Source organism: [Rhizobium] kunmingense, from assembly GCF_977018605.1.
In genome coordinates this window covers 96,713-120,951 of sequence record NZ_CDRNXG010000001.1, presented here as the reverse complement: position 1 = coordinate 120,951, position 24,239 = coordinate 96,713, and the positions used below count along the sequence as shown (strand labels likewise).

33 protein-coding genes and 1 pseudogene are annotated in these 24,239 nt (G+C 62.3%); 19 read left to right on the top strand and 15 right to left on the bottom strand.

Annotated elements, in window-relative coordinates; genetic code table 11:
• Nucleotides 1–58: 58 nt before the first annotated feature.
• From AC0JZ4_RS00695 to AC0JZ4_RS00680, 4 genes are all read right to left on the bottom strand, one after another.
• Complete coding sequence (locus AC0JZ4_RS00695; RefSeq protein ID WP_471884552.1) at nt 59–1,828, bottom strand: putative bifunctional diguanylate cyclase/phosphodiesterase; 1,770 nt, start codon at nt 1,826–1,828, stop codon at nt 59–61.
• A gap of 71 nt (nt 1,829–1,899) precedes the next feature.
• Entirely contained in the window at nt 1,900–2,631 is a 732-nt protein-coding gene (locus AC0JZ4_RS00690; RefSeq protein ID WP_471887739.1) for a sulfite exporter TauE/SafE family protein, read from the bottom strand.
• 147 nt (nt 2,632–2,778) lie between these two features.
• Nucleotides 2,779–3,363 carry a hypothetical protein gene (locus AC0JZ4_RS00685; RefSeq protein WP_471884551.1) on the bottom strand — a complete coding sequence of 195 codons (585 nt, stop codon included), beginning with the start codon at nt 3,361–3,363 and terminating at the stop codon, nt 2,779–2,781.
• A gap of 140 nt (nt 3,364–3,503) precedes the next feature.
• Nucleotides 3,504–3,839 (bottom strand): hypothetical protein, encoded by a 336-nt coding sequence (locus tag AC0JZ4_RS00680; protein WP_471884550.1) that lies wholly within the window; start codon nt 3,837–3,839, stop codon nt 3,504–3,506.
• A gap of 267 nt (nt 3,840–4,106) precedes the next feature.
• Here AC0JZ4_RS00680 and AC0JZ4_RS00675 point away from each other — a divergent pair, with 267 nt between their 5' ends.
• Nucleotides 4,107–4,709, top strand: a complete 603-nt coding sequence (locus AC0JZ4_RS00675; RefSeq protein WP_471884549.1) for a superoxide dismutase — start codon at nt 4,107–4,109, stop codon at nt 4,707–4,709.
• Between the two features lie 181 nt (nt 4,710–4,890).
• On the opposite strand, the gene AC0JZ4_RS00670 is transcribed toward AC0JZ4_RS00675, so the two are convergent.
• Complete coding sequence (locus AC0JZ4_RS00670) at nt 4,891–5,637, bottom strand: L,D-transpeptidase (protein ID WP_471884548.1); 747 nt, start codon at nt 5,635–5,637, stop codon at nt 4,891–4,893.
• Between the two features lie 198 nt (nt 5,638–5,835).
• Between AC0JZ4_RS00670 and AC0JZ4_RS00665 the strand changes: the two genes are divergently transcribed.
• The 7 genes and pseudogenes from AC0JZ4_RS00665 to AC0JZ4_RS00635 form a co-directional block, all read left to right on the top strand.
• On the top strand, nt 5,836–6,018 hold the full coding sequence (locus tag AC0JZ4_RS00665) for a hypothetical protein (protein WP_471884547.1): 183 nt from the start codon (nt 5,836–5,838) through the stop codon (nt 6,016–6,018).
• Between the two features lie 51 nt (nt 6,019–6,069).
• Nucleotides 6,070–6,912: a metallophosphoesterase gene (locus tag AC0JZ4_RS00660; protein ID WP_471884546.1), complete on the top strand. Its 843-nt coding sequence runs from the start codon at nt 6,070–6,072 to the stop codon at nt 6,910–6,912.
• Nucleotides 6,913–7,170: 258 nt separating this feature from the next.
• Nucleotides 7,171–7,770 carry a cytochrome b gene (locus AC0JZ4_RS00655; RefSeq protein WP_471884545.1) on the top strand — a complete coding sequence of 200 codons (600 nt, stop codon included), beginning with the start codon at nt 7,171–7,173 and terminating at the stop codon, nt 7,768–7,770.
• A 6-nt stretch (nt 7,771–7,776) separates the two neighbouring features.
• Nucleotides 7,777–7,977, top strand: coding sequence for a hypothetical protein (locus AC0JZ4_RS00650; RefSeq protein ID WP_471884544.1), 201 nt, complete (start codon nt 7,777–7,779; stop codon nt 7,975–7,977).
• Nucleotides 7,978–8,013: 36 nt separating this feature from the next.
• Nucleotides 8,014–8,454 carry a c-type cytochrome gene (locus AC0JZ4_RS00645; protein ID WP_471884543.1) on the top strand — a complete coding sequence of 147 codons (441 nt, stop codon included), beginning with the start codon at nt 8,014–8,016 and terminating at the stop codon, nt 8,452–8,454.
• Nucleotides 8,455–8,537: 83 nt separating this feature from the next.
• On the top strand, nt 8,538–9,449 hold the full coding sequence (locus AC0JZ4_RS00640; RefSeq protein WP_471887738.1) for a c-type cytochrome: 912 nt from the start codon (nt 8,538–8,540) through the stop codon (nt 9,447–9,449).
• Nucleotides 9,450–9,475: 26 nt separating this feature from the next.
• Nucleotides 9,476–9,670: pseudogene (locus AC0JZ4_RS00635) on the top strand (toxin-antitoxin system HicB family antitoxin); the annotation flags it as partial.
• A 26-nt stretch (nt 9,671–9,696) separates the two neighbouring features.
• On the opposite strand, the gene AC0JZ4_RS00630 reads toward AC0JZ4_RS00635, so the two are convergent.
• Both AC0JZ4_RS00630 and AC0JZ4_RS00625 read right to left on the bottom strand, forming a co-directional pair.
• A complete protein-coding gene (locus tag AC0JZ4_RS00630) occupies nt 9,697–10,266 on the bottom strand; it encodes a DJ-1/PfpI family protein (RefSeq protein WP_471884542.1) in 570 nt (189 codons plus the stop codon).
• A gap of 34 nt (nt 10,267–10,300) precedes the next feature.
• Nucleotides 10,301–10,867, bottom strand: a complete 567-nt coding sequence (locus AC0JZ4_RS00625) for a GNAT family N-acetyltransferase (protein ID WP_471884541.1) — start codon at nt 10,865–10,867, stop codon at nt 10,301–10,303.
• A gap of 232 nt (nt 10,868–11,099) precedes the next feature.
• Between AC0JZ4_RS00625 and AC0JZ4_RS00620 the strand changes: the two genes are divergently transcribed.
• Together AC0JZ4_RS00620 and AC0JZ4_RS00615 are read left to right on the top strand one after the other, a co-directional pair.
• Nucleotides 11,100–11,393 carry a toxin-antitoxin system TumE family protein gene (locus AC0JZ4_RS00620; protein WP_471884540.1) on the top strand — a complete coding sequence of 98 codons (294 nt, stop codon included), beginning with the start codon at nt 11,100–11,102 and terminating at the stop codon, nt 11,391–11,393.
• Complete coding sequence (locus tag AC0JZ4_RS00615) at nt 11,380–11,742, top strand: HVO_A0114 family putative DNA-binding protein (protein WP_471884539.1); 363 nt, start codon at nt 11,380–11,382, stop codon at nt 11,740–11,742. Before AC0JZ4_RS00620 ends, AC0JZ4_RS00615 begins: the two co-directional genes overlap by 14 nt.
• A 35-nt stretch (nt 11,743–11,777) precedes the next feature.
• Here AC0JZ4_RS00615 and AC0JZ4_RS00610 read toward each other — a convergent pair whose 3' ends face one another.
• The gene (locus AC0JZ4_RS00610; RefSeq protein ID WP_471884538.1) at nt 11,778–12,194 is read right to left on the bottom strand and encodes a MerR family transcriptional regulator; all 417 of its coding nucleotides are present in this window, start codon (nt 12,192–12,194) and stop codon (nt 11,778–11,780) included.
• A 196-nt stretch (nt 12,195–12,390) separates the two neighbouring features.
• Between AC0JZ4_RS00610 and dmeR the strand changes: the two genes are divergently transcribed.
• The gene (gene dmeR / locus AC0JZ4_RS00605) at nt 12,391–12,663 is read left to right on the top strand and encodes a Ni(II)/Co(II)-sensing transcriptional repressor DmeR (protein WP_471884537.1); all 273 of its coding nucleotides are present in this window, start codon (nt 12,391–12,393) and stop codon (nt 12,661–12,663) included.
• A gap of 86 nt (nt 12,664–12,749) precedes the next feature.
• Nucleotides 12,750–13,754 (top strand): CDF family Co(II)/Ni(II) efflux transporter DmeF, encoded by a 1,005-nt coding sequence (gene dmeF, locus AC0JZ4_RS00600; protein WP_471884536.1) that lies wholly within the window; start codon nt 12,750–12,752, stop codon nt 13,752–13,754.
• 13 nt (nt 13,755–13,767) lie between these two features.
• Here dmeF and AC0JZ4_RS00595 read toward each other — a convergent pair whose 3' ends face one another.
• From AC0JZ4_RS00595 to AC0JZ4_RS00575, 5 genes are all read right to left on the bottom strand, one after another.
• Nucleotides 13,768–14,031 carry a hypothetical protein gene (locus AC0JZ4_RS00595; RefSeq protein WP_471884535.1) on the bottom strand — a complete coding sequence of 88 codons (264 nt, stop codon included), beginning with the start codon at nt 14,029–14,031 and terminating at the stop codon, nt 13,768–13,770.
• A 254-nt stretch (nt 14,032–14,285) separates the two neighbouring features.
• Nucleotides 14,286–14,900 (bottom strand): DUF2799 domain-containing protein, encoded by a 615-nt coding sequence (locus AC0JZ4_RS00590; protein ID WP_471884534.1) that lies wholly within the window; start codon nt 14,898–14,900, stop codon nt 14,286–14,288.
• 199 nt (nt 14,901–15,099) lie between these two features.
• The gene (locus AC0JZ4_RS00585; protein WP_471884533.1) at nt 15,100–17,208 is read right to left on the bottom strand and encodes a S9 family peptidase; all 2,109 of its coding nucleotides are present in this window, start codon (nt 17,206–17,208) and stop codon (nt 15,100–15,102) included.
• Nucleotides 17,209–17,288: 80 nt separating this feature from the next.
• Complete coding sequence (locus AC0JZ4_RS00580; protein ID WP_471884532.1) at nt 17,289–17,414, bottom strand: hypothetical protein; 126 nt, start codon at nt 17,412–17,414, stop codon at nt 17,289–17,291.
• Entirely contained in the window at nt 17,411–17,656 is a 246-nt protein-coding gene (locus tag AC0JZ4_RS00575; protein WP_471884531.1) for a hypothetical protein, read from the bottom strand. Before AC0JZ4_RS00575 ends, AC0JZ4_RS00580 begins: the two co-directional genes overlap by 4 nt.
• 120 nt (nt 17,657–17,776) lie before the next feature.
• Between AC0JZ4_RS00575 and AC0JZ4_RS00570 the strand changes: the two genes are divergently transcribed.
• Nucleotides 17,777–18,163, top strand: a complete 387-nt coding sequence (locus tag AC0JZ4_RS00570) for a DUF930 domain-containing protein (protein ID WP_471884530.1) — start codon at nt 17,777–17,779, stop codon at nt 18,161–18,163.
• Between the two features lie 36 nt (nt 18,164–18,199).
• Here AC0JZ4_RS00570 and AC0JZ4_RS00565 read toward each other — a convergent pair whose 3' ends face one another.
• Together AC0JZ4_RS00565 and AC0JZ4_RS00560 are read right to left on the bottom strand one after the other, a co-directional pair.
• On the bottom strand, nt 18,200–19,366 hold the full coding sequence (locus tag AC0JZ4_RS00565; protein WP_471884529.1) for an AI-2E family transporter: 1,167 nt from the start codon (nt 19,364–19,366) through the stop codon (nt 18,200–18,202).
• A gap of 115 nt (nt 19,367–19,481) precedes the next feature.
• A complete protein-coding gene (locus tag AC0JZ4_RS00560) occupies nt 19,482–20,348 on the bottom strand; it encodes a VOC family protein (RefSeq protein ID WP_471884528.1) in 867 nt (288 codons plus the stop codon).
• Between the two features lie 189 nt (nt 20,349–20,537).
• On the opposite strand from AC0JZ4_RS00560, the gene AC0JZ4_RS00555 reads away from it, so the two are divergent.
• From AC0JZ4_RS00555 to AC0JZ4_RS00530, 6 genes are all read left to right on the top strand, one after another.
• Nucleotides 20,538–20,948 (top strand): universal stress protein, encoded by a 411-nt coding sequence (locus tag AC0JZ4_RS00555; RefSeq protein ID WP_471884527.1) that lies wholly within the window; start codon nt 20,538–20,540, stop codon nt 20,946–20,948.
• Between the two features lie 101 nt (nt 20,949–21,049).
• The gene (gene trhA / locus AC0JZ4_RS00550) at nt 21,050–21,718 is read left to right on the top strand and encodes a PAQR family membrane homeostasis protein TrhA (RefSeq protein ID WP_471884526.1); all 669 of its coding nucleotides are present in this window, start codon (nt 21,050–21,052) and stop codon (nt 21,716–21,718) included.
• Between the two features lie 85 nt (nt 21,719–21,803).
• Complete coding sequence (locus tag AC0JZ4_RS00545) at nt 21,804–22,313, top strand: GNAT family N-acetyltransferase (RefSeq protein ID WP_471884525.1); 510 nt, start codon at nt 21,804–21,806, stop codon at nt 22,311–22,313.
• 178 nt (nt 22,314–22,491) lie between these two features.
• On the top strand, nt 22,492–22,755 hold the full coding sequence (locus AC0JZ4_RS00540) for a type II toxin-antitoxin system ParD family antitoxin (RefSeq protein WP_471884524.1): 264 nt from the start codon (nt 22,492–22,494) through the stop codon (nt 22,753–22,755).
• A 13-nt stretch (nt 22,756–22,768) separates the two neighbouring features.
• Nucleotides 22,769–23,083: a type II toxin-antitoxin system RelE/ParE family toxin gene (locus AC0JZ4_RS00535; RefSeq protein ID WP_471884523.1), complete on the top strand. Its 315-nt coding sequence runs from the start codon at nt 22,769–22,771 to the stop codon at nt 23,081–23,083.
• 105 nt (nt 23,084–23,188) lie between these two features.
• A complete protein-coding gene (locus AC0JZ4_RS00530) occupies nt 23,189–24,061 on the top strand; it encodes an aldose 1-epimerase family protein (RefSeq protein ID WP_471884522.1) in 873 nt (290 codons plus the stop codon).
• The last annotated feature ends 178 nt before the right edge of the window (nt 24,062–24,239 follow it).

Sequence of the window (24,239 nt, the reverse complement as noted above, 5' to 3'; positions counted from 1 at the left end):
CCGCTCCGTTCACCGATCCGCATCATAAGCGCTTTCGCGCCTGACGCAGACGCGCAATTCAGCCTTTGCGCGTCGTCCGCTGCATCGCCGGCGCCACCTCACCCGCGGTGGAAGAGGGGGCGTCGTCGGCCCCCGTGAACTCCGAATATTGCCCGATCGGCTCGGCCCGGCCGATCAGGTGGCCCTGCAGATGCTGGCATTGCGCCTCTTCCAGAAAGGCGCGCTGCTCCTCCGTCTCCACCCCTTCGGCGACGATCGGAATGTTGAGCCCGCGTCCGAGCCCGATCACGGCACGCACGATCTCGTCGGCGCTGCTGTCGGTCACCAGCTTGGAGGTGAACGACTTGTCGATCTTGATCGTGTCGAAGGGAAAGGCCTGGAGATAGGAGAGCGACGAATAGCCGGTGCCGAAATCGTCCATGGCGATGCGGATGCCGAGGCTTTTCAGGCCCCGCAGAATCTGCAGCGCGCGGGCAAAATCGTGCACCAGCACGCCCTCGGTCACCTCCAGCTCCAGCCGTGCCGCCGAAAGCCCGGTTTCCAGCAGCATCGCATGCACGTCGCCGACAAGGCTGTCCTGGCGAAACTGGATGGGGGAAATGTTGATGGCGATGTTGAGCCGGTTCGGCCAGCTCGCCGCCTCATGGCCCGCCTGATGCAGCACCCAGCGGCCGATCTCGACGATCTGTCCTGTTTCCTCCGCCAGCGGGATGAACTCGTCGGGCGTGATCAGCCCGCGGACAGGGTGGTGCCAGCGCAGCAGCGCCTCGAAGCCGAACACCTCGCCCGTGACCGAGGCCTGCGGCTGGTAATGCAGCGCCAGCTCGCCGCGCTTGATCGCGTGGCGCAGGTCCTGCTGCAGCACCCGCCGGTCATGCATGCGCCGGTCCATTCCGGCATTGAAGGCGCAGTAACGGCCGCGTCCTTCGGCCTTGGCGCGGTAGAGCGCGGCATCAGAATTGCCGAGCAGCGTCATCGCGTCGGCGCCGTCCTGTGGGAACATCGCGACGCCGATCGACAGGCTGACCTTCAAAGACCGCCCGTCGACCTCGATTTCCTCCTCCATGGCACGCGTCAGCCGTTCGGCAAGCCGCGTCACCGTTTCCGGCTGGTCCTCGCCGGCGCTGATCACGGTAAACTCGTCGCCGCCGAGCCTGGCCGCCATGTCCTGTGGTCCGAGCGCATCCTTCAGCCGCTGCGAAATCTCGGTCAGCACCACGTCGCCGGCGGCATGGCCGAACACGTCGTTGATATCCTTGAACCGGTCGACATCGAAGCTCAGTACCCCGAAACTGCGGCGCAGCACCCGGCTTTCCTCGATCGTGCTTTCCAGCCCTGCGGCAAAATGGGTGCGGTTCGGCAGGTCGGTCAAAGGGTCGTGATGGGCAAGGTAGGAAACCCGCTGTTCCGCCTTCACCCGTGCCGTCACGTCCTGCTGGGTGCTCAATATGTACTGCCCGTCGAGCAGGATGTCCTCGACGGCGATGATCTTGTCGCCGATCTCCACCTGCGTTTCGGATTTGCCATGTTCGAGGAGCGTCCGCTTCAGCCGCTCGAAATAGGCGATCGGATCTTCCTTCCAGTTGGAAAACCGGTCGCTTTCCGCCAGCTCGCGAAACGTCTCGTCGCCCGTGATCCAGCTCGTCTCAAACGCATGCAGCGCGACGAAGGCGCCGTTGCGGTAGATCAGCCGCCCCTGCAGGTCGATCAGCGCCACCGCGACGGGCAGGTTGTCCATCGCCTTCGTCACCGCTTCGAGCTTTGCCATATGGGTCGAGTTTCGGCCGGATTTGCCGATTGCGCTTTCGCGTCCGTCTGCCGTCGCCATGCCATGCTCCCTGTGTGGGGGGAATTTGTAAGGCCCTGCGACTTAAATATTAGATAATTCGAATTTATCAATCAGACGAAGCGAACGGCGGCCGTTCCGATGATGATCAGCGACACGGCGACCATCAAAGGCTTGACCGGCAGTTTCTTGACGATCAGCGCCCCGAACGGGGCGGCCAGCACGCCGCCGAGGATGAGGCCGAGCGCGGACGAAAGCTCCGACCAGCCGAGCGCCAGGATGAAGGTCAGCGAAATCACCGAGGTCACGGCGAACTCGGTCAGGTTGGTGGAGCCGATCACCTTCTTCGCCTCATGCCCGCGGCCAAGCAGCGAGCTGGTGACGATCGGCCCCCATCCGCCGCCGCCCATCGCATCCAGCACGCCGCCGACGCCACCGACGTAAGGGATGATCCAGTCGCGCACATCGCGCGGAAATTTCGGCCGGAACGCCTTGTAGAGAATGTAGAGGCCGATCAGTACCAGATAGGCCGAGACGAAAGGCTCGATCGCATCGCCGTCGATATTGACGAGAAGATAGGCGCCGATCGCCCCGCCCACCATGCCGGCGGGCGCCAGCCGCGCCACCAGCCGCCAGTCGACATTGCGGTGGTAGAGATGCGATGCGCCCGACGCCGCCGTGGTGAAGCACTCGGTCACATGCGTCATGGCGCTGGCGACGGCCGGCGGCACGCCGAAGGCCAGCAGGCTGGTGGTTGTCAGCACGCCGAAGGCCATGCCGAGCGCACCGTCGACGATCTGGGCGAAGAAGCCGATCAATACGAAAACCATGAAGTCGGAGGTCAGGAAGTCGAACGACATACGGGTCTCCTTCTGTGATCGGCGAGGCTGTTTCGGCTGCGTTTTACGCCATAAGCATTGGCGTTGTCGGCCGGTTTTCAACCCCGGCCCGCCGCAAAAGGTTCCCGCCATGCCTGGCCGGCGTCGGCTCGATCACGCGCAAGCGAGATCGCTTTGCGGCGAAAGCCGCTCGTCTGCCAGCCGCAGGATCGCCGCCTCCAGCCGCTCGAAGGCGGCAAGCCCGCGTGAGCCGATCACCACCGCCGCGCGGCGGATCGGCTGCAATGTCACGACCAGATCCTCGGGCGACAGGTCGCGATCCGGAGAGGCGCACGTCTTGCGGTCGCGGTCGGCATAGCGGAAGGCCTCGCCGGCGAGTGTGGTGAACAGCCGGTCGAGCACCGAGACCCGGTTGCCGCTGTCGTCCATCGCCTTCCACATCGCGCCCTCGGCGTCGAGATGGTAGCCGGTCAGCTGGCGAAACAGCGCAAGATCGCTCGCCGACTGGCCGCGTCCCGAGGCGGGCAGGGGTAGGGGAAGCGGCGGCGGCAGCGAAGACTGTGCTGCGGATGCATGCGACACGGAAGCCGTAAACGGCGGGTCATCGGCCATCGCCGGATGATCGAAAAGATCCGGATCGGGATGCACGTCACCCCGATCCGGTATCTGCTGCTCACCTATGTCCCCTTCGAATGGGAAGGAGGCATCACTGTCATCCCGCATCAAAAAGGCGGGCACGGAAAACGTATCGCTGGGGTTCACAATTGTCTCGCCGGTCAAAAAATCGAAATCGCAAACGGATAACTGAAACGATGACCAAGCCTAGAACGGTAAACCTGCGCGAAGCTGATTTGTAGTCAGCTATGGTGCTGTGCGCCTCATGGCGCCACCGAAAGCTGCTCGGCGCCGATTTCGCCGCCGATCTCGGCCGCCTTGGTTTCCTTGTTGTAGACGCAGATCGTGCTGATCACCGGCTCCGCCCCGACCGCCTTTCCGGTCACGACGGCCATGCCGTAATGCTCGCTGCCGAACGGATCGACCATCGTCCTGCCGTCTTCGATCAACCCTTTCGCCGCCTCGATACAGGCTTTCGAAACATCCGCCTGGAACTCGCCCCAGGCATCGTCGGATGAGGCCTGCGCACTGGCGCCGGCGAAAAGCAGGGCGGGAAGGGTGAGCGAGAGAGTGAGTGCAAACGCGTGCAGTTTCGTCATCGAATCATATCCTCCTTGGGGTCCTTCTCTCTGCTGCAACACTGCGTCAGCCCCATGGCGGCGGCAAGCTTACATGCCATCCGGGCGGGCCATGAACGGCCGTCCGGAACGATCTTCTGCAAAGCCGCGTTGGTGGAGAAGGATGCTGCGCCGCATCTTTGATTTTTGCCATATTTTTGGCCTTGGGGCCGTTGCCTCGCGTCCGGTCCACTCCTATGTTCCCGCACGACGCAGACCTCAAGGTATTGCCGAAAAGGAGTAGAACCCATGGCTTTCGAACTTCCCGAACTCCCTTATGATTACGAAGCTCTCGTTCCCTTCATGTCGAAGGAGACGCTCGAGTATCACCACGACAAGCACCACAAGGCCTATGTCGACAACGGCAACAAGCTGGCCGCTGAAGCAGGTCTGGCTGATCTTTCGCTCGAGGAAGTCGTCAAGAAGTCCTTCGGCACCAATGCCGGTCTCTTCAACAACGCTGCCCAGCACTACAACCACATCCATTTCTGGAAGTGGATGAAGAAGGACGGCGGCGGCAACAAGCTTCCGGGCAAGCTGCAGGCAGCCATCGACAGCGATCTGGGCGGCTACGACAAGTTCAAGGCCGATTTCATCGCCGCCGGCACGACCCAGTTCGGCTCCGGCTGGGCATGGCTCTCCGTCAAGGACGGCAAGCTCGTCATCTCCAAGACCCCGAACGGCGAAAACCCGCTGGTTCACGGCGCATCCCCGATCCTCGGCGTCGACGTATGGGAGCACTCCTATTACATCGACTACCGCAATGCCCGTCCGAAGTATCTCGAAGCCTTCGTCGACAGCCTGATCAACTGGGATTACGTCCTGGAAATGTACGAAGCCGCTTCCAAGTAAGTGACAGGTTTTCCGACAAACAAAAACACCCGGCGTCTCGCGACGCCGGGTGTTTTTTATGCGCTACAGCATGTCTCCCGAAAGTGGTCACCGGTTTCGGGAAAAAGACATGCCTAAAAACAAGGAGCTAACGCATGGCAAGCGAATCTGAAAGATCGCTACGTGCTTTAGCGGAAATGCCTTACACGGCATCGCCCATATAGACGCCGCCCGGATTGCCCGGCAGGCCGCTACCCGGCAGCCCATTGTCCTGCATGCCGCCGACCGGCATCGTATTGTCCTGCAGCACCACGACGCGGCTGCCATTCGGCACGCGGCCGTAGATATCGACGATATCCTGGTTGAGAAGCCGGATGCAGCCGCTCGAAACGGCGCGGCCGATCGTCCAGTCCTCGGTCGTGCCGTGAATGCGGTAGAGCGTGTCCTCGCCGTCCTTGAACAGATAGAGCGCCCGCGGCCCCAGCGGGTTGAGCACGCCCGGCTCCATGCCGGCGGCCAGCGGCCCGTAGCGGTCCGGTTCGCGGGCGATCATGTCCTGCGTCGGCGTCCAGCGCGGCCACTGGCGCTTGTACTGCACCACGCCGACGCCCGCAAATTCCAGCCCCGCCTTGCCGACGCCGATGCCGTAACGCAGCGCCCGCCCGCCTTCCATGACCAGATAGAGATAGCGGCTCTGCGTATCGACCACGATCGTGCCGGGCCGCTCATAGGTCTGGTACGCCACCTCGCGACGCAGGAACTGCGGCTCGACGCGCGAAAGATCGGCCGCCTTGATCGGAAACTGCTCGCCCTCGATCGCCGCATACATGGCCGTATAATGCGGATCGATCGCCGGCTTCAAAGCCACCGGCTGAACCGTGGACGTGGCGCATCCGGTGACGACGAGGGGCGTGGCGATGAGAAAACTGCGGCGCGTGATGGCTGGCAAGGCGAAATCCGGGGTGAGAAGAAAAGGATGTGCTGTTTTAGTGATGCACACTGATTCTTGCCTTTTAGTGCCACTGCGCATCCGGATCGATCACAATCCGATCGATCCGTTCACGTCGAGTTTACTAATGGCGCCTCCGACTGGCATATTGTATTGCGCGTGCACGGCTAAAGAGTGCTTGTTGGGGCGGTGACTGGGATGGGCAGAAAGTCGAAAGATCAGAAACCGGATGACCGCAGCTTCGTCGATCCAATGTCGGATGAGAAGTTATGCAAGAGGCGTGTGAGCCTCATCGAATACCTCAAGACCTTTCCTGCGGATGTTGATCTCGACGATGAAGTTTTCGCTCGTAATCGGGCCAAGGGCAGAGATATTTTCTGACGCCATCGTCCCGTCACACCACTGTCACGCGCCGGGAATAACTGGCGCGCCATGTCTTCCAGCGCACCTCTCCTCCGCTTCGGCGTGATCGCCGATCCCCAATATGCCGATGTCGATCCCCGGCCGGAAACGGGGCGCTACTATCGCTCCAGCCTATGGAAGCTCGCCGATGCGATCGAGGTGCTGAACGGTGAGGACCTCGCCTTCGTCGTGACGCTTGGCGATATCATCGACCGCGACTGGGCAAGCTTCGACACGATCCTGCCGCTCTACGAGGCGTTGCGCCACGAAAACATCCTCTTCCCCGGCAACCACGATTTTTCCGTCGCGACGGAGCATCTGGGGAGCGTCCATGCCCGCCTCGGCATGCCCGCCGCCTGGCATGATTTTGTCCGCGGCGGCATCCGCTTCGTCGTCACCGACGGCAATGAGGTGAGCCTGTTCTCCACACCGGAAGGCGATCCCCGTCACACGGAAGCGGGACGGCGTCTCGCGCAGCTTGCGGAGGCCGGCGCCATCAACGCCATGCCCTGGAACGGCGGCATGGGCGAGGGCCAGTTCGCCTGGCTGGAAGAGACGCTCGCCGCATCGAGGCTAAGGGGAGAGAAGGTCGTGGTCATGGGTCACTATCCGCTCTATCCGGAAAACGAGCACAATCTCTGGGGCTGCGACCGCGTCACCGAACTCTTCGAACGTTCCAGCAACGTCATCGCCTATCTGAACGGCCATAATCATGTCGGCAATCTCGGCCGCAGCGGCGCCACCTGGTACGTCAATTTCAAGGGCATGGTCGATACGGAAAGCGAAAACACCTTCGCCGTCGTCGAAATCCACGCAGACCGCATCGAAATCCTCGGCCATGGCCGCGAGGAAAGCCGCACGCTGCCGCTCTGATACCGTCATTGCAACCGGAATGAGGCAAAGCGACGCTGTAGTCGATCGGGCTGATGCCGGAAGATTTTCCGAGTATTCATAAAAAATCGTTTTATATCAGTGGAATGAAGGGGCCTCCATTCGCCGGGACTGGCTCGCCCATCTGACGATATGCAACTTTTGAGGTTTGGCCGCGACCTTCTGCGTTCTTGGCCTCCATCCGCCGAAAATGTTCCTTCCTTCCGATCCGATTTGGTTCAATCGACGGGGAAAGCGACTATGGCGAGCACGACAGACACGGGAAGCCTGGCCCAGCCGGCCGGGCAGTCCGGCAGGAATTTCAACTCCACCACAAAACTTCTCCACTGGCTTATGGCGGCGATCATCATCGCCGCCTGGGGTGTCGGCTATTACGGTGGCGCGATGCTGCATTACGGCGTCAGCGATGGCGAGACGGCGCAGAAGATCTGGGCGATCACGCTGCACAAGTCGATCGCCACGACGACGCTCTTCCTCATCGTCGGCCGCATCATCTGGCGCGCCTACCACCGCCCGCCGGAACTGGCCGCCATGCCGGCGATCATGAAGACGGCCACCCATCTCGGCCATTTCATACTGTATGTCCTGATGGTCGCGGTGCCGGTGTCCGGCTGGTGGAACAGTTCTTCGGCCGGCTATGCCATCCCGGTCGCCGGCCTGTTCACCATTCCGGGGCTGGGCGGCAAGAATACGGAGCTGACGCCCTACCTTGTCGCCGCCCACTTCTATCTGTCCTGGGCTCTCGCCTTCGTCGTCGCCGGCCACGCCGCCTTCGCGCTCAAGCATCACTTCATCGACAGGGACGAGACGATGACGGCCATGCTGCCGGCGAAGGACTGAGGGTCGATGCGGGCCGGGGATGCGCGGGCAGGCGGCGGCCTGCGCATCCCCGATATGCCGCTGTTATCGCTGCCACATGTCGTCATGAAACTGTCGTTCGCAAAAGCTGAACGCTGTGTTCAACTGAAGGGCGGTATATTCAACTCGCCTGACATGAACGTGATTTCTTGCAAATCCTTCATTCTGCTCAATATCTCCTCGCAATGACCCAAGCCGGTGCAACCGGAAAACGAGGAGAGACGCATGACATTCAGGATCATCGCCACCGCTGCTACCGCACTCTGTCTTGGCTGGGCGGCAGTCGCTGTCGCCCAGGACAACCCGGTCGCCGCGCGCGAGCAGCAGATGAAGCAGGTCGGTGCGTCGATGGGCGCGCTCGGCGGTATCGCCAAGGGCGAAAAGCCCTTCGATGCCGAGGCGGTCAGAACGGCACTCACCACGATCAGCACCGACATGAAGGCCTTCCCGGACCAGTTCCCGGCCGGTTCCGAAGCGAATTCTGCCGCAGCGCCCGCGATCTGGGAAAACATGGACGACTTCAGGGCCAAGTCGCTGAAGCTCGCCGGCGATGCCGACACGATCCTCGCCTCGATGCCGACCGACCAGGCCGGTGTTGCCGAAGCGATGAAGACGCTCGGCGCCAATTGCGGCACCTGCCACCAGACCTATCGCCTGAAGCGCTGATCGGCATGGGGACAAGGGCTGCGGCGCAGGCCGCGGCCCACCCGTAGCCGCCCGCATCGCATGCAAATGCCCGGAGAGATATGATGGCCTCGACCCTGTCGAAGATAATGGCGGCCGGCGTCGCCGTGGTGGCGCTTGGTGCAGCAACCGCCTGGGGGCTGACACGGCCCGATCCGCATCCGGCAAGCCACTGGGCCGACCTCGGCACGCCCGACCTCGCCAATGGCGAACAGCTTTTCTGGGCCGGCGGCTGCGCCAGCTGCCACGCCGCCGATGGCGCCGAGGGCGACGGTCTGAAGATCATGTCCGGCGGCCATGCGCTGCCGAGCCCGTTCGGCACGTTCAACGTTCCCAACATCTCGCCGGATCCGCAGGCCGGTATCGGCAACTGGACGCTGGCCCAGTTCGGTGATGCCATGACCCGCGGTGTCGGGCCGGGTGGCGAACATCTTTACCCGTCCTTCCCCTACGGCTCCTACGCCCGCATGTCGCCGAAGGATATCAACGACCTGTTCGGCTACCTGAAAACCTTGCCGGCAAGCGACAATATCGCGGCCGAGCACGAACTCGGCTTCCCCTTCAATCTGCGCATGGCCGTCGGCGGCTGGAAGCTCCTCTATTTCAGCGAGGCCCCGCGCGTCGAACTCGCCGCCACCGAGGAGAAGGTCAGACGCGGCCAGTATCTCGTCGAAGGCCCCGGCCATTGCGGCGAATGTCACACGCCGCGCAATGCGCTGGGCGGTTTCGAGGCCGGCAAATGGCTCGCCGGCGGCCCCAACCCGGAAGGCGAGGGAACGATCCCCGGCATCGCCCCCGGCGGCCCGATAAACGACTGGTCGGAGACGGACATCGTCGCCTATCTCGAAACCGGCTTCACCCCGGACTACGATTCAGCCGGCGGCTCCATGGTCGAGGTCCAGCGCAACATGGCGCATTTGCCAAAAACCGACCTGGAAGCGATCGCCGCCTATCTGAAGGCGGTGCCGGGGCAATAACGCGGCTGCCTGCACAATATCTCGAGGAACGGCGGGCAGTCTTTCATGAAGCGGTCGACGACTATCTGGAAACCTGCGCGAAGATCGGCAAGGAGCCCGACAAGCCCTCTTCTGGCAATGTGATGTTCCGTATCGATCCCGACATGCATGCCCGTGCCGCGAGGGCTGCGGAACTGTCGGGCAAGAGCCTCGATGAATGGGCAGGCGAGGTGCTGGACAAGGGTCGCCGGATGACCCTGATCGTCCCTCAGTGGTGCTCCGCCGCAAACGGCGCAAGCTCCTCCTGCGCCTCCGCGTTCCACAGGCCGAGCGCCTTCAGCACCTCGACCGTGAACGTATGGGGTGCTGTCCCGGCCGCCGTCACCACGCCGTCGCCGCGCACGGCTTTCGGCCCGTCGACATAGTGCTGCGCGCCTGTATAGGCCGGATAGGCTTCGTGCGATCCGAGCCGGTTGCCGGTATGGGCAGTACCGTTGAGGATGCCGGTTGCGCCAAGCGCGCTCGCCGCAGCACAGATGCCGGCCGCAAGCTTGCCGTGTTCGCGAAAGGCGATGATCAGGTCGTCGAGCCCTTCCGGAACGGCCTGCTTCTCCCAGGCAAGCCCGCCCGGCACGACGATCGCATCGAAATCGCCGGGTGCGATGTCGCCGAAGCCGAGGTTCGGCGTCACGTTCAGCCCGCCCATCGAGGTCACGGGCCGGCCATCCGCGGATGCCGTCTTCACCGTCACGCCGAGATAGCTGCGCGCCACCGCCGTCAGAAGCGCGATCTCCCAGTCGGCGAAATCCGGCGTCAGTGCAACGAGGATCGCGGTCATGTCACGTCTCCCTCAAGGCGTAAGGATCGGCGCTTCAGGCGAGCGCCTGCGTATAGCGCATGCCGGTGACCGGCCGCGGGATGAACTGCATCTGCTCGTAGAACCGGTGTGCGGCGGAATTGCCGGTGGCGGCGCTGACCGAAAGATAGTCGCAGCCGGCCGTCCTGGCGAGATCGCGGGCACGCGCGACGAGATGCTGGCCGATGCCGTTGCCGCGCTGTCCGTCACGCACGAAGAGATGGTGCAGGTCCATGCCGCGGGCGCCGTCCTGGGCGCGGTAGAGCGGCACGAGAATGGCGTATCCGATCAGGCCGTCGCCGGTATCGGCAACGATCGCGGTGATCCACGGCATGTCGCCGAACAGGTCGCGTTCGAGAATGTCGGGCGTCATGGCCGACGCGTCGTGATGATGGGCGGCAAGGGCGGCGATCATCGCGTTGAGTTCGGGCAGGTCGTGACGCTTGGCGTGGCGAATGTTGACCACGGCGGGGCGGGGCAGGGAGATTTCTGAATCTTCGGTCATTTCGGCATCCTTGGATCTTGTGGTGCCGTCAGGTGCCGTCTGAAAAAACAAAGCCGCCTGACGGCGGCTTGTTGACATGATGATCTGTCGAGCCGCCCTTTACAGGTAGGCCCAAAAATACGTTGCGGCGGTGGTAAGGCGCGTATCGATCATGGCCGCATCCATGCGCCGGTCTTGCAGGCTTGTCAAGCGGTCTTGGCAATGCTTTTGAAGGATTGGTCAACAGGGTCGGGCAGGCGGGCCGGTCGCTTATCTGCCTTGGCACCTTTCATTCGGAGGAGTAGGCTCTGCAACGGCTTCGGGGCGGTCTATGGCTAAGGCAAGCTTGCTGCGGAATGCGCGCTATAATCTGCGCGATCAGGTTTTTGTCGAACTCCGCATCTGGCAAGTCCCCAGGCCGGTTCGCGGGAGTGTGCATGCCTACAAATATAGCCTGGCGTTGATCGCTCACGGTAAATGCGTTCTGCGCTATGACAATGAGGCTGGAAAGGGCGATCATCGCCATATCGGCAACCATGAGACTTCATTCACGTTTACAGATATGGATAGCCTGTTCGCGATGTTCGCCGCCGATGTGGAAGGATGGTTGAATGCAAACCCTTAAGGTGAGGATCGAACCCCTCGATCAGTTCTTTGCGTCCGCCGCACAGAGCCTGCATGTGCCTTCATCCTCGCCGGACCGTCAGGGTGAAGATCATACGTATTCCTTTCCCAACTGGGAGGCTCTCCACGGCCTGCTGACCCCAAGGCGACTCGGAATTGTACAGGCGATGGCCAGCCAGGGCAGAATGACGGTCGAGCAGGTTTCGGTCCGCACCGGGGTCGATGCCGAAAGCGCGGCGACAGATCTCGATTTGCTGGCAAAAAACGGCGTGGTCGAAGCCGTCGAAGGCGGCTTCGTCTTCCCTTATGACCGGATGCATCTGGAGCTGGAGATAGAGGCGGCCGTTTGATCGCCTTGTCATCTGGTTTGCAAGGCTGGTCCCCCTCAATGCGCCCCGTCGCACATCCCGTGGTCGGATAGCGCCCGGATGACGTAGCAGTCCTCCACCGAATGGCCGCCGTCGCAGCGGGAGACGATCCGCTCCAGCTCCTGTTCGAGCTTCCTCAGCTTGTCGATCTTTTCGCGCACGCTCGCCAGGTGGTCGGCGGCTATGCGGTCGGCGTCGCCGCAGGGCTGGTGCGGATGCGAACTCAGCGCGATCAGCTCGCGGATCGCCGAAATGTCGAGCCCGAGATCGCGGGCGTGGCGAATGAAGGCAAGCCGCTCGAGGTCTTGCCGCTCGTAGCGCCGCTGGTTGCCCTCGGAGCGTTCTGCCGCCGCGATCAGCCCCATCTGCTCGTAATATCGGATTGTCGGCACCTTCACCCCGGTGCGCTTCGAAAGGTCGCCGATCGACAGCATGGCCTGCTCCAAATCTCCAGTCTCTGGAGCTTTAATGTAAGGGAGGCGGCAGCGAACGCAAGAGCCTGCCACGGCCCCATCCCATGACCGCGATCCACCGGCGCCCCGAGACGATGCGCGCCGTAAACCGGGCCACTTGCAGCTCGTGGCACTTTCCATATAGAATACCCCCCTATACTATATTGGAGCCGAATACGTGTCCCATACGACAAGAGACAAGGCCAAGCTGCTGGCGCGGGTGCGCCGCATGAAAGGGCAGATGGAAGCGGTCGAGCGGGCGTTGGAGGCCGGGGCGCCCTGCGGCGATGTCCTGCAGCAGCTTGCCTCCATCCGCGGCGCTTTGGCCGGCCTCACCGGCGAAGTCATCGAAGGGCATCTGCACGAGCATGTCGTCCATGCTGCAAGCGATGCCGAACGCGACAGTGCCGCGGCAGAACTCGCTGCCGTCCTGCGCACCTATATCCGCTGATCCGGCCGGTGCGTCGCCGCGGCCATGCCCCGACCGGGAAGAGTGCCGCACCGCCTGCCGGAAAAACACATTGAACGGAGATCGCCATGGCAAATGGTATCGACAGCCTCACCCACGACCACGTCTTTCTCGGCCGCGATCATGCCCGCAACGAGCGGAAGGTTTGGCTCGTCATCGCCCTGACCGCGACGATGATGGTGGCGGAGATCGTCGCCGGGTCTATCTTCGGCTCGATGGCGCTGACGGCGGATGGCTGGCACATGTCTACCCATGCCGGCGCCATGCTGATCTCGGCCTTGGCCTACATGTATGCGCGGCGCAACGCCCGCAACCCGCGCTACACGTTCGGCACCGGCAAGCTCGGTGATCTGGCGGGCTTTGCCAGCGCCATCGTGCTGGCGCTGGTCGCGCTGTTCATCGCCTGGGAGAGCTTCGTTCGTCTGGCAAACCCTGTCGCCATCGATTTCGATCAGGCGATCCTCGTCGCCGTCATCGGCCTCGGCGTCAATCTCGCCAGCGCCTGGCTGCTGCGCGATGATCACGATCACCACCATGGCGGCCACCACGGCCATCACGGTCACCACGGCAGCCGCGCGCATGCCGGTCATCACGGCGATCACGCCCATGCCGGCGATCGCGGCCATGTCGGGGATCGCGGCAAGACGGAAGACAACAATCTGCGTGCTGCCTATCTGCATGTGCTGGCCGACGCACTGACCTCGGTCCTGGCGATCGCGGCCCTTATCCTCGGCCGGCTCTATGGCTGGAATACGCTCGATCCGGTCATGGGCATCGTCGGCGGGCTGGTGATCGCGCGCTGGTCGTGGGGGCTGATCCGCGCCACGTCGGGCGTGCTGCTCGATGCCGAGCCGAAGGCGGAAAATCTGTCGGAAAGGATCCGCCGCGTCATGGAAACGCCGAATGATACTGTGCTCGATCTGCATGTCTGGCAGGTGGGGCCGGGCCATTACGCGGCGATCGTCTCGGTGGCGACCACGCTCTCCATGACGCCTGCGGCCTACAAGCAGAAGCTCAAGGCCATCGAGGGCCTGTCGCATGTCACGGTGGAGGTCACGCCGCTTGCGGCGTGACGATTAGGTCCGGTCAGTTGAATTCCTGAAAGACGTCGCGAACCCATTCCTGGGCGACGGGTGCCGGCTGGCTCGATGCGGCAGACGCGTCGCCCGTCTCCATCACCCAAAGCGCATTGGCAAGCGAGCTGGAAAGCAGCGTGCTGCTGCCCGTCAGTGCGCCGGGAAAGCGCGTGGTCGCCGGTGCCGTCGTCTGGGGCGCTTCCTCCTGTTTGCGCTCCACCTCGACGGTCCGGTTCGGATAGTAATAGCCGTTAAGGCCGCTATCGATCTTCATGGCATCGCCCGCATGTAAATTAGTTAACGACTGGTTAACGCGGGAACCTTGCGCGAGGCTTGCGCGGAAGGCCGGGGCGTGGCGGCGCATCATTGACAAGTGGATTCGCGCGTGCTGCGCAAACTGCTTCGCTACCTGTAGTGGATGCGCCGGCACAAGGCGTGCGGCATGTCCGGTGCCGGCCGGCACCGGACATGGCGAGATGGGCAGCGCGAAGCCGCCGCCCGATGGCCGCATAACGACGGTTGCAGCAATCAGCCGCGCGGCGGCAGGCTGGCCATCTGACGGAACTGATCCAGGTCGCCTTGAGCGTCCTCCAGCTCGTATTGCAGGTCGCCCAGTTCGCGGCGGATGCGCCGCCGATCCCGCTCCATGTCATCGGCCTGATCGCGCAGGTCGCGACGCTTGCGGTCGTCCTTCTCGTCCTTGGCCTGTCGGCGCTTGCTGTCGATGTCGAATTCCCGCGTCCGCAGGCTGTTCTCCAGCGCCGTCACGCGCGATCGCAAATCGCCCACCCGCTTGCCGACCGTATAGCCGCGCATGAAGTCGCCCTCCAGTTCCGGCGGGCAGACATTGTAGTAGCCGCGATTGGCCTCGCCGGTGGCAGCCCCGCTCAGCGCCGTGCAATAGCGCCGTATCCCGACCTGATATCCCTCGTGCCAGAGCGTCTGGTTGGGCATCGATCCGGATTTCTTGCAGCTGTCGACATGGCCCGCGAACCGTTCCTGCGGATTATATCCGGCAGCCCCGTCCGCATCGCCGACGACGCGCCAGTCGGCCACCTGGCATTCTTCCTTCGACATCGTATTGCAGGAAGCGAGCGTGACGACGACCGCCGCCGCGCCGATCAATGAAAGCAAACGCAACATGAGAAAATATCCCCGATAGTAAAACCCCGGAGATTTTCTGGCAGAACGGGAAGCGCTTGCCTAGAAGCTGCGGATCGCTTTGAAATCCGTTTTGATCAATTGTTGAGGATAAGGTGAATTTCATCGCCTGTCCTTAAAACGCATTGGGGCCGGGCATGCCGCCCGGCCCCAATTCTTGTATTTTCGAATAGGCTAAGCCTTACATCTTGCCCGCGACCTTGATGGCGAAGGCATATTCGAAGGCGATCTCTTCCAGTCGCTGGAACCGCCCCGACTTGCCGCCATGACCGGCCGCCATGTTGGTCTTGAGCAGGATCGGCGCATCGCCGGTCGTATTCTCGCGCAGCTTCGCCACCCACTTGGTCGGCTCCCAATAGGTCACGCGCGGATCGGTGAGGCCGGAGATCGCGAGGATCGGCGGATATGCGCGGCCCGTGACGTTGTCGTAAGGCGAATAGGCTGCGATCCAGCGGTATTCCTCCTCCGACTCGATCGGGTTGCCCCATTCCGGCCATTCCGGCGGGGTGAGCGGCAGCGTGTCGTCCAGCATCGTGTTCAAGACGTCGACGAAAGGCACGGCGGCGATGATCCCGGCGAACTTTTCCGGCGCCATGTTGGCGATAGCCCCCATCAGCATGCCACCGGCGGAGCCGCCCTCGGCGATGATCCGGTCATAGGCGGTGAAACCCGTCGAAACCAGGTGGTCGGCGGCGGCGATGAAATCCTTGAACGTGTTCTGCTTGAATTCCATCTTGCCGTTTTCGTACCAGGCAAAGCCCTTGTCCTTGCCGCCGCGAATATGGGCGATGGCATAGACGATGCCGCGATCGGCAAGCGACAGCGCATTGGTGGAAAACGAGGCCGGAATGGTCATTCCATAGGCGCCGTAGCCATAGAGCAGGCACGGCGACGAGCCGTCGAGTGGCGTATCGCGGCGATAGAGCAGCGACACCGGCACCAGCTCGCCGTCATGCGCCGGCGCCATCACGCGGCGGGTGACATAGTCGTCCGGGTTGTGGCCGGACGGCACTTCCTGGGTCTTCAGCAGCACCCGCTCGCGAGTGACCATATTGTAGTCGAACAGCTGCGTCGGCGTCGTCATCGACGAATAGGAAAACCGGATCGTGTCCGTCTCGTATTCGGCAGCGCCCGAAAGCCCCAGCGAATAGGCTTCCTCGTCGAAGGCGATCGCATGTTCCTCGCCGCTTGTCCGGTCGCGGATGACGATCTGCGGCAGACCGTCCTTCCTCTGCAGCCAGATCAGGTGGCGGGCATAGGCCATGTGGGAGATGATCAGCCGGCCCGGCTCATGCGGCACGACCTCGCGCCAGCTCTCCTTGCCCGGCGCGCCGACCGGCGCCTCGACGATCTTGAAATCCTTGGCGTCACCGTCATTCGTCAGGATGTAGAAGACGTCGCCGCCTTCCGTCATCGAATACTCGATCCCTTCCTCGCGCTCGGCCACCAGCTTCGGCTCTGCGAGGAGATCCGAGGTCGGGATCAGCCGGTATTCCGAGGTCTCGTGGTCGTGAATGTCGAGATAGATGAAGTCGTCGAGCAGCGAGCCGCCGACGCCCATGAAGAAGCCCGGATCCTTTTCCTCGAACACCAGCCGGTCTTCCGACTGCTTCTGTCCGACGATATGATGAAACACCTTCGAAGGGCGGTGGTTCTCGTCCTGCAGCGTATAGAAGAAGCTCTTGCCGTCGGGTGCCCAGACAGCGCCGCCGGCGGTGTTCTCGATCACGTCGGCAAGGTCTTCGCCGGTGGCAAGATCGCGGATGCGCAGGGTAAAGTACTCCGACCCCTTGTCGTCATAGCCCCAGATGCCGTGGCTATGGTCTGTCGTGTGGTCGATGCCGGCAAGGCGGAAATAGTCCTTGCCCGCCGCTTCCTTGTCGCCGTCGAGCAGCGTCTGCTTGTCCCCGCCGTCGCGCGGGGTGCGGAAATAATGCGGCTGCTCGCCGCCGGTGACAAAAAGCGAACCATAGGCAAACGGCCCGTCCTTCACCGGCACGGAACTGTCGTCTTCCTTGATGCGCCCGCGCATCTCGGCAAACAGCGCCTTCTGCAGCTCGGCCGTATCGCCGAGCGCCGCTTCCATATAGGCATTCTCGGCTTCCAGATGCTTGCGGATTTCCGGATCGAGGATCGACGGATCCTTGAACATCGCCTGCCAGTTGTCGTCGCGCAGCCATGCGTAATCGTCGCTGCGGGTGATGCCGTGACGCGTGTCGGATACCGGCTTCTTGGCCGCGACTGGAGCTGTGGGGAGATTATCGAAAAGAGATTTTGGGGAGGTGGCCAAGAAAGCACTCCGGTCTGAAAGAATGGAGTGCCAGAGATAGGTTGCGCCGGCGCGGGAGGCAAGCGGTGGAGCGGTCAGAGTTACTTCTTCTTCGACTGCGCCTTGTAGGCAGCGCCTTCGCGGTTGTTCTGCCAGAAAATGAATGCCACCACGAGAGACAGGCCTGCAAACGGCATCAGGATTAGGATCAGCTGCTCCAGTGTCATTTGTTAAGCTCCCTGAGGATGAAACCGCCTGCCAAATGTAATGATACCCCGACCGAAAAGCAAATTGCCATGGTCGTGCCGACAAGCAGGAGGTCACCGGATATGGCGGCCGGTTCGTACATTGCGCGCACGATCGGGGTGAAGACACCGATCAGCATGATGCCGATGCCGATATTGTTGAGAAACGTCGCGCGCAGCTTGATCTGTTCCTTCCTGGCATCTGAAAGCATCTCTTCGGTCATCGATATCCCCATTCCCCACCCGCCTGTTCACAGGATCGTATTGCCATCATAGGTAGGTGGTCAATTTTTGCCGCATCTTCTAGCTTTCGCGCCGTTACGAGTCAGTTGGGATGAAAACATATGAAAAGATCGCTGTCGGCGGTGGCTGTCATGCTGCTTTCCGCCTCTGCCAGCCACTCCCTGGATGCGCGCGCCATCCGTCAGTTGAATGCCTTGGCGCCCGATGAGCGGCGCGAACAGCGTTGCGATATCGAGGCGATGGACCGTATCCGCGACGAGGGCAAATTCCGCCCCGACAAGGTCATCGCCTACACGTTTTCCGATCCGGTCGAGAAGGGCAACAGGGTCAAGGCGCCCGGCGCGGTGTTTCGCAGCGGTGGCGATTGGTATCGCCTGAAGTTCAACTGCGAAACGGCGTCAAGCGGCTTGAAGATCACCGCGTTCGACTACAAGATCGGCGCCAAGGTGCCGCGCGAGCAGTGGGAAAGATACTACCTCTACAACTGACGCCGAAGCCGAAGCCGAAGCTGAAGGCGCCGCATCTCATCCCGGCAGGTGCGGCACGGCCTTCTTTTCCGGAAAGAGTTCGGCGATCACCGTCATCAGGATCAGCGACAGCGGCAGCGCCAGCATGGCGCCGACCGCACCCCACATCCAGGTCCAGAACAGGATGGCGATGAAGACGATGAACGGGTTGATTTCCCACTGACGGCCCATCACGGCGGGGAAGATCAGGTTCTCCATCACCAGGTGGACGGTGAAGAACAGGAAGGCCGGCAGCAGCGCCAGAAAGATTGCATCATGCGTGAGGACGCCGGCGATTGCCACGGCGATCGTCATCAGCGTGATGCCGAGAAACGGAATGAAGCTGGAAAGAAAGGCGAACACGCCCCACAGCAGCGGCATGCTCAGCCCGCAGGCCCAGGCGATCACCGTCATCACGATGCCGAGCCCGAGATAGAGCACGCTGGCGGTGGCGAAATAGTAGCCGAGAACCTGGTCGATCGAGTTCAGCACCCGGATCGTCATCAGCCGCTGACGCCGCCGCGGGAATGCGAGGATCAGTGTTCTGCGCAGTCTCAGCCGGCCGTAGAGAAACAGCAGAAGCGCGGCAAAGAAGATCAGCGCCTGGACGATCGCCGGTGTCAGGTTCGCCGTCACGACGCCGAGAATGCTGGTCGAGTTTTCCAGCAGCTTTTCCATCGACATCGGTCCGCTCTGCAGCGACGCCGGCGAGATATTGAGCCATTGCTGGCTTTCGATCAAAGGCGTGAAGCGCTCGATCGACCGCTCTATGAAGTTCGGTCCCTCGCGCACCAGTGACGAGACCGGTTCGACAAGCGCATTGACCAGCAGGAAGACGACGAGAAACACGAGCGACGACAGGGTGACCGCAATCCCCAGACGCGGCATTCCGGCCCGCCCCAGCTTGTCGGCGACAAGCCCGAGGATCAGTCCGACGACGACCGCCAGCGTGACCGGAATGAGGATCAGCGACATGTAGTGGACGAGCGCGAAGAAGACGAAGGTAAAGAGGCCGATCACCGCCCAGGAACTGGCGACATCGAGCGCATCGCGGCCCAGCACGATCGGGTCGTTGACGTCCGGTTCGCCGCGCTCCACCGCGTCCAGAGCGTCATTCCGGTTCGTCCTGAAATTGACGAACTGGTTCTTGGTCCTGTTGCCACTGCGCGCGCCGACCATCGTCATGGTTGCCCCTTTTGCCCCGACCTCTTCTCCGTCCCGGCGTCTGAACGCAAGAACGGCGCTCCGGTTCCGGAACGCCGAGCAATTATTAGGTTTTCGCCGACGTGACTGCGCCCGCTCAGGCGGCGAGTGTCAGGCCAATGCCCCACGGGTCCTTCAGGGCATGCCCCTCGGCCGTCCTGGTGGCGACGATTTCCTGGGTTTCCAGCGCCGCAAGCGCCGTTTCGAGCGCCGCCTTGTCGTTGAAGCGGATCGTGTAGTCGGAAAGGCCCGACATGTTGTCCTGCCGTGCCGTAGCGCCCCGGCTGTTCCAGATATTGGCGGCGATATGGTGATGGTAGCCGCCGGTGGCGAAGAAGCTGGCGCCCGGGTAGCGCGCCATGATCTTCAGCCCCAGCACGTCGCGATAGAAGGCATCCGCCTGCGGAATGTCGCCGACCTGCAGGTGGATATGGCCGACGGAAGCGCCCGGCGCCATGCCGGCCCAGTCGCCCTTCGGTGCCGAATCGTAAAGCGCCTGCAGGTTCAGCCGGTCGGTGGCCATCTGCACGGTGCCGTCGGGAAAATACGTCCATTCGTCCGGCCGCCGGTCGCGGTAGATCTCGATGCCGTTGCCTTCCGGGTCGGACAGATAGAGCGCTTCCGACACCAGATGGTCGGATGCGCCGTCGAGCTGCACGCCCTTGTGGGCGGCATTCGCCAGCCAATGCGCCAGTTCCGTCCGGTTTGGCATCAGGAAGGCGGTATGGAACAGCCCGGCCGCCTGGCGCGGTGCGCGGGCGACATTGCTGCCCGTGGTCAGCTGCATCAGCGGCAGCCCGTGGGCGCCCAGAAGCATGCCGCTCTCGCTCTTTTCCATCACCGAAAGACCGATGATCTCCTGATAGAATTTCGAAACGACACCGAGATCGCTCACCACCAGATGGGCGCGATCGACATGCGCCGGACGTGTCAGCGCGAATGCGGCTTCAGATGAATTGCTCATGGATACTCTCCGGGATACGCCAAGGGCGGCAAAGCCGCGCTGCACTGGTTATCGTCCAATCGCATCGTTCACGAAAGTCGAAAAATAGAAGAAGCATCGTTCTGAAAATATTGACGATGATTGCTGATGCAACGCGCTCGCACGGGTGTAATCTGCTGCAAACAAAATGAGTCTTCCAGGGAGATGAGAATGTATAGATCGATCATTGCCGCCGTCGATATTGCCCAGCTGGAAAAGGCCGAGCGCATCCTGATGAAGGCGGCGCCGCTTGCGGATGCCGGCGGCCGGGTTCTGCTCGTCAATGTCGTGGAAGAGCTGCCCGCCTATGTCGTCTCCGATCTGTCGGTCGATATGCTCGTCGATGCGCGCAAGCGTGCCGAGGACGAACTGGTGGCGCTGCGCGATCGTCTGGGGCTCAAGGCCGAGATCGAGATCCGACAGGGCTCGCCGGCCAAGGAAATCCTCGCCGCCGCGGACCGCAATCACGCCGACCTCATCATCATCGCCTCCCACATTCCCGATCTCAGCAACTACATCATCGGCGCCACTGCCGATCGCGTCGTCCGCCACGCCAAGTGCTCGGTGCTGATCGACCGCTAAGCGTTACGCAGCGCAACCGAATGTGAAACATCGTCGAACACGAATATATTGCCTTTCGCCGCCGTCGCCCGCATTCTTGTCGGCGATAAGACGGTGAGGCAATGAGCGACTTTTTCAATTTCGGACGGCATTACGACCTGCATGAGATCATCGCGGACGGCATCGTCCACGGGATCGGTATCGTCTTTGCGCTGGTCGGCGCCACGGTGCTGATCTTCTATGCCAGCGTATGGTCGAGCCATGGGGAGCTTGCCGCTGCCTGGGTCTATGGCATCGGCCTCGTGCTCTGCCTCTCCATATCCTTCACCTACAATATCTGGCCGCATTCGCGCACCAAATGGATATTGCGGCGGCTCGATCATTCGGCGATCTTCATCCTGATCGCCGCCACCTACACGCCGTTTCTCGAACGCGGCGCCGCCGACCCGTGGATAGCCACCATGCTGGTTGCCCTCTGGGCGACCGCGATCTTCGGCATAGCGCTGAAATGCCTGTTTCCCGGCCGTTTCGACAAGCTGACCATTCTCCTCTACCTCGCCATGGGCTGGAGCGGCATCGTCGTCATGCCGGATGTGGCGCAGTATCTGCCGCCGATCACCGTCTGGCTGATCGTCATCGGCGGCATGATCTATTCGCTCGGCGTCATCTTCCACGTGTGGGAAAAGCTGCGCTTCCAGAATGCCATCTGGCACGCCTTCGTCGTCTCTGCCGCCGCCGTCCATTACGGCGCGGTGATGACCTGTTTCAGCCTCGCAGCCCCCGGCGTCTGACCGTACCCGCAAGCGCCGCATTCCACTCGACACGCCCCGATCCTCTGCTAAACACGAGAAAAGCAGAAAGACATCGGGGAATGCCATGACCAACAGCCTGACCATCCGTGACGCGGCCCATGCCGATCTCCACACCGTCATGGAGATTTACAACGACGCGGTGGCCAACACGACGGCGATCTGGAACGAGACGCTCGTCGACCTCGACAATCGCCGCGCATGGTACGACGCCCGAAAGGAACGCGGCTTTCCGGTTCTCGTCGCCGAACTCGATGGCGCGGTTGCCGGCTATGCGTCCTATGGCGACTGGCGCGCCTTCGACGGCTACCGCTTCACCGTCGAACATTCCGTCTATGTCCACCGCGATTTCCGCGGCCACGGCATCGGCCGCAAGCTGATGCAGGAACTGATCGCCCGCGCCGCCTCGAACGGCGTGCATGTGATGATCGCCGCCATCGAATCGGAGAACACGGCCTCGATCGCGCTCCACTCCGCCCTCGGTTTTCGCCTCTCCGGCACCTTTTCCGAAGTCGGCACCAAGTTCGGCCGCTGGCTCGATCTCACCTGCATGGAGCTGAAGCTCTCGACAGTGTGAGGCGCTACAGCATGTCTCCCGAAAGTGGTTGCCGGTTTAGGGATAAAGACATGCGCAAAAACAAGGAGCTAAAGCACGTCAAGCGAATCTGAAAGATCGCGACGTGCGTTAGCGAGCAAGCTCTCCACGTTGAAAATCGGGCCATCCGTGCTACTGTTGCGCCAACTGGAGAGACGCCATGACCGGCCCCGCAAATCTCGGCAAGCAGCTGGATGACTATATCGACGAACTGGTGAAATCCGGCCGCTACGAAAGCCGTGACGCGGTCCTGAAGGAAGGCATGCGGCTCGTCCGATACAAGGAAAACCGCTTGGCCGAACTCAACGCCGCACTCGACCGCGGCCTGGCGGAGTCCGAGGCTGGTCTCGGCACGCCGATAGAGGACGTGATCGCCGAGTACGAGGCACGCTATGCCGCCTCGAAAAAGAAAAGGTCGGCTTGAGAGGATCACGTGCGTGAAAGTAATCATCACGCCGTTTGCCCGCAAGGAACTTGACCGCATCTGGTCCTATATCGACGCGGACAATCCCGACCGGGCAATCTCGTTCGTCCGCGAGATCGGACGTCGCTGCCAACGCCTCAAGGATATGCCCTACCGCTACCAACTCCTGCCCGGCCGCGAACGGTCCGGCATCCGCCGAATGCCGCACGGCAAATATGTCATATTCTATACGGTCGGGGAAAAGGCGGTCTACGTCCTTCACATCCTCGCCGCCGCCCAGGACCACGAACCCATCCTCTTCCCCGATGACGACAATGCCACGGGCTGAGCTTTTCTGCGCTGCCCTCGCGCTCCTGAGCCTCTTCCGCCATTGAACCACGCCCCGCATCGGGCAATATGCGCCCATCGACCGCAATGTGAGGGGGAGCGCCCGATGCCCGAAACCGTCCGTATCGCCAATGACCAGCTGACTGTCGAGATTTCCTCGCTCGGCGCCGAAATGCAGTCGCTGAAGACCGCCGACGGCCGCAACTGGCTGTGGAACGGCGACGCCGCATGGTGGACGGGCCGCTCGCCGATCCTCTTCCCGATCGTCGGCAAGGCGCCGGATAACCGCGTCGCTGTCGACGGCATCGCTTACGACATGAACCAGCACGGCTTTGCCCGCCGCACCGAATTCGCGCTTGCCGACGAGGCGCTCACCTCCTGCCGCTTCGAGCTGAAGAGCTCGGATGCCACCCGCGCCGTCTATCCGTTCGAGTTCGTTCTGTCGCTCACCCACGCAATCGAGGGCCGTCGGCTGACGGTGACGGCGGAGGTCGAAAACCGCGACGAAAGGCCGATACCCTTCGGCCTCGGCTATCACCCGGCCTTCCTCTGGCCGCTGCCGGGCGGCGAGGGCAGGGCGCACAAGGTCACCCTCGACAATGGCGCAGAACCGCTGCTGACCCTCCTGGACGACGGCCTCGTCGCCCAGGGCAAGCTGCCGTCCCCCTTCAAGGCTGGCGAACTGACGCTCGATCCCTCGCTGTTTGCAGCCGATGCGATGATCTTTGCCGAGGGTGCCGGTACCGGCCTCGTTTACGCGGCGGACGGCGGCCCGAGCCTGAAATTTTCCTTCGACAACCTGCCCAATGTCGCGCTCTGGCAAAAGCCCGGCGCGCCCTTCCTCTGCGTCGAGCCATGGCACGGCACAGCCGCGGAGATCGGCGCGTCGGCCGAAATTGCGGCAAGGCCCTACACCACCATCCTGCCGCCGGGCGAAAAGGCGCGCTTCGCCTTCTCCGTCGAGATCGTCGACCGGTAAGGCCTTACCTGAAACGACACCCTGTCGCCTATTCTCGCGGTAACGTGAGGTCTTTTTGCGGTGCAGCATAAACCGGAGCCTTGGTTTCGGCGTTCTTCGCCTATCCTTTCGCATGTGCGAAATGATCGCTTCCCCAACCCCGCCGGTCCAGGGCCAGGTCCCGCCGGCTCGACTAAGG

Bases quoted from the DNA above. Each gene is read 5' to 3' on its own strand.
- AC0JZ4_RS00695 (WP_471884552.1), bottom strand. From the start codon at position 1,828: ATGGCGACGGCAGACGGACGCGAAAGCGCAATCGGCAAATCCGGCCGA.
- AC0JZ4_RS00680 (WP_471884550.1), bottom strand. From the start codon at position 3,839: ATGACGAAACTGCACGCGTTTGCACTCACTCTCTCGCTCACCCTTCCC.
- AC0JZ4_RS00675 (WP_471884549.1), top strand. From the start codon at position 4,107: ATGGCTTTCGAACTTCCCGAACTCCCTTATGATTACGAAGCTCTCGTT.
- AC0JZ4_RS00665 (WP_471884547.1), top strand. From the start codon at position 5,836: ATGGGCAGAAAGTCGAAAGATCAGAAACCGGATGACCGCAGCTTCGTC.
- AC0JZ4_RS00660 (WP_471884546.1), top strand. From the start codon at position 6,070: ATGTCTTCCAGCGCACCTCTCCTCCGCTTCGGCGTGATCGCCGATCCC.
- AC0JZ4_RS00655 (WP_471884545.1), top strand. From the start codon at position 7,171: ATGGCGAGCACGACAGACACGGGAAGCCTGGCCCAGCCGGCCGGGCAG.
- AC0JZ4_RS00650 (WP_471884544.1), top strand. From the start codon at position 7,777: ATGCGGGCCGGGGATGCGCGGGCAGGCGGCGGCCTGCGCATCCCCGAT.
- AC0JZ4_RS00645 (WP_471884543.1), top strand. From the start codon at position 8,014: ATGACATTCAGGATCATCGCCACCGCTGCTACCGCACTCTGTCTTGGC.
- AC0JZ4_RS00640 (WP_471887738.1), top strand. From the start codon at position 8,538: ATGGCCTCGACCCTGTCGAAGATAATGGCGGCCGGCGTCGCCGTGGTG.
- AC0JZ4_RS00630 (WP_471884542.1), bottom strand. From the start codon at position 10,266: ATGACCGCGATCCTCGTTGCACTGACGCCGGATTTCGCCGACTGGGAG.
- AC0JZ4_RS00625 (WP_471884541.1), bottom strand. From the start codon at position 10,867: ATGTCAACAAGCCGCCGTCAGGCGGCTTTGTTTTTTCAGACGGCACCT.
- AC0JZ4_RS00620 (WP_471884540.1), top strand. From the start codon at position 11,100: ATGGCTAAGGCAAGCTTGCTGCGGAATGCGCGCTATAATCTGCGCGAT.
- AC0JZ4_RS00615 (WP_471884539.1), top strand. From the start codon at position 11,380: ATGCAAACCCTTAAGGTGAGGATCGAACCCCTCGATCAGTTCTTTGCG.
- AC0JZ4_RS00610 (WP_471884538.1), bottom strand. From the start codon at position 12,194: ATGCTGTCGATCGGCGACCTTTCGAAGCGCACCGGGGTGAAGGTGCCG.
- dmeF (WP_471884536.1), top strand. From the start codon at position 12,750: ATGGCAAATGGTATCGACAGCCTCACCCACGACCACGTCTTTCTCGGC.
- AC0JZ4_RS00595 (WP_471884535.1), bottom strand. From the start codon at position 14,031: ATGAAGATCGATAGCGGCCTTAACGGCTATTACTATCCGAACCGGACC.
- AC0JZ4_RS00590 (WP_471884534.1), bottom strand. From the start codon at position 14,900: ATGTTGCGTTTGCTTTCATTGATCGGCGCGGCGGCGGTCGTCGTCACG.
- AC0JZ4_RS00580 (WP_471884532.1), bottom strand. From the start codon at position 17,414: ATGACACTGGAGCAGCTGATCCTAATCCTGATGCCGTTTGCAGGCCTG.
- AC0JZ4_RS00575 (WP_471884531.1), bottom strand. From the start codon at position 17,656: ATGACCGAAGAGATGCTTTCAGATGCCAGGAAGGAACAGATCAAGCTG.
- AC0JZ4_RS00570 (WP_471884530.1), top strand. From the start codon at position 17,777: ATGAAAAGATCGCTGTCGGCGGTGGCTGTCATGCTGCTTTCCGCCTCT.
- AC0JZ4_RS00565 (WP_471884529.1), bottom strand. From the start codon at position 19,366: ATGACGATGGTCGGCGCGCGCAGTGGCAACAGGACCAAGAACCAGTTC.
- AC0JZ4_RS00560 (WP_471884528.1), bottom strand. From the start codon at position 20,348: ATGAGCAATTCATCTGAAGCCGCATTCGCGCTGACACGTCCGGCGCAT.
- AC0JZ4_RS00555 (WP_471884527.1), top strand. From the start codon at position 20,538: ATGTATAGATCGATCATTGCCGCCGTCGATATTGCCCAGCTGGAAAAG.
- trhA (WP_471884526.1), top strand. From the start codon at position 21,050: ATGAGCGACTTTTTCAATTTCGGACGGCATTACGACCTGCATGAGATC.
- AC0JZ4_RS00545 (WP_471884525.1), top strand. From the start codon at position 21,804: ATGACCAACAGCCTGACCATCCGTGACGCGGCCCATGCCGATCTCCAC.
- AC0JZ4_RS00540 (WP_471884524.1), top strand. From the start codon at position 22,492: ATGACCGGCCCCGCAAATCTCGGCAAGCAGCTGGATGACTATATCGAC.
- AC0JZ4_RS00530 (WP_471884522.1), top strand. From the start codon at position 23,189: ATGCCCGAAACCGTCCGTATCGCCAATGACCAGCTGACTGTCGAGATT.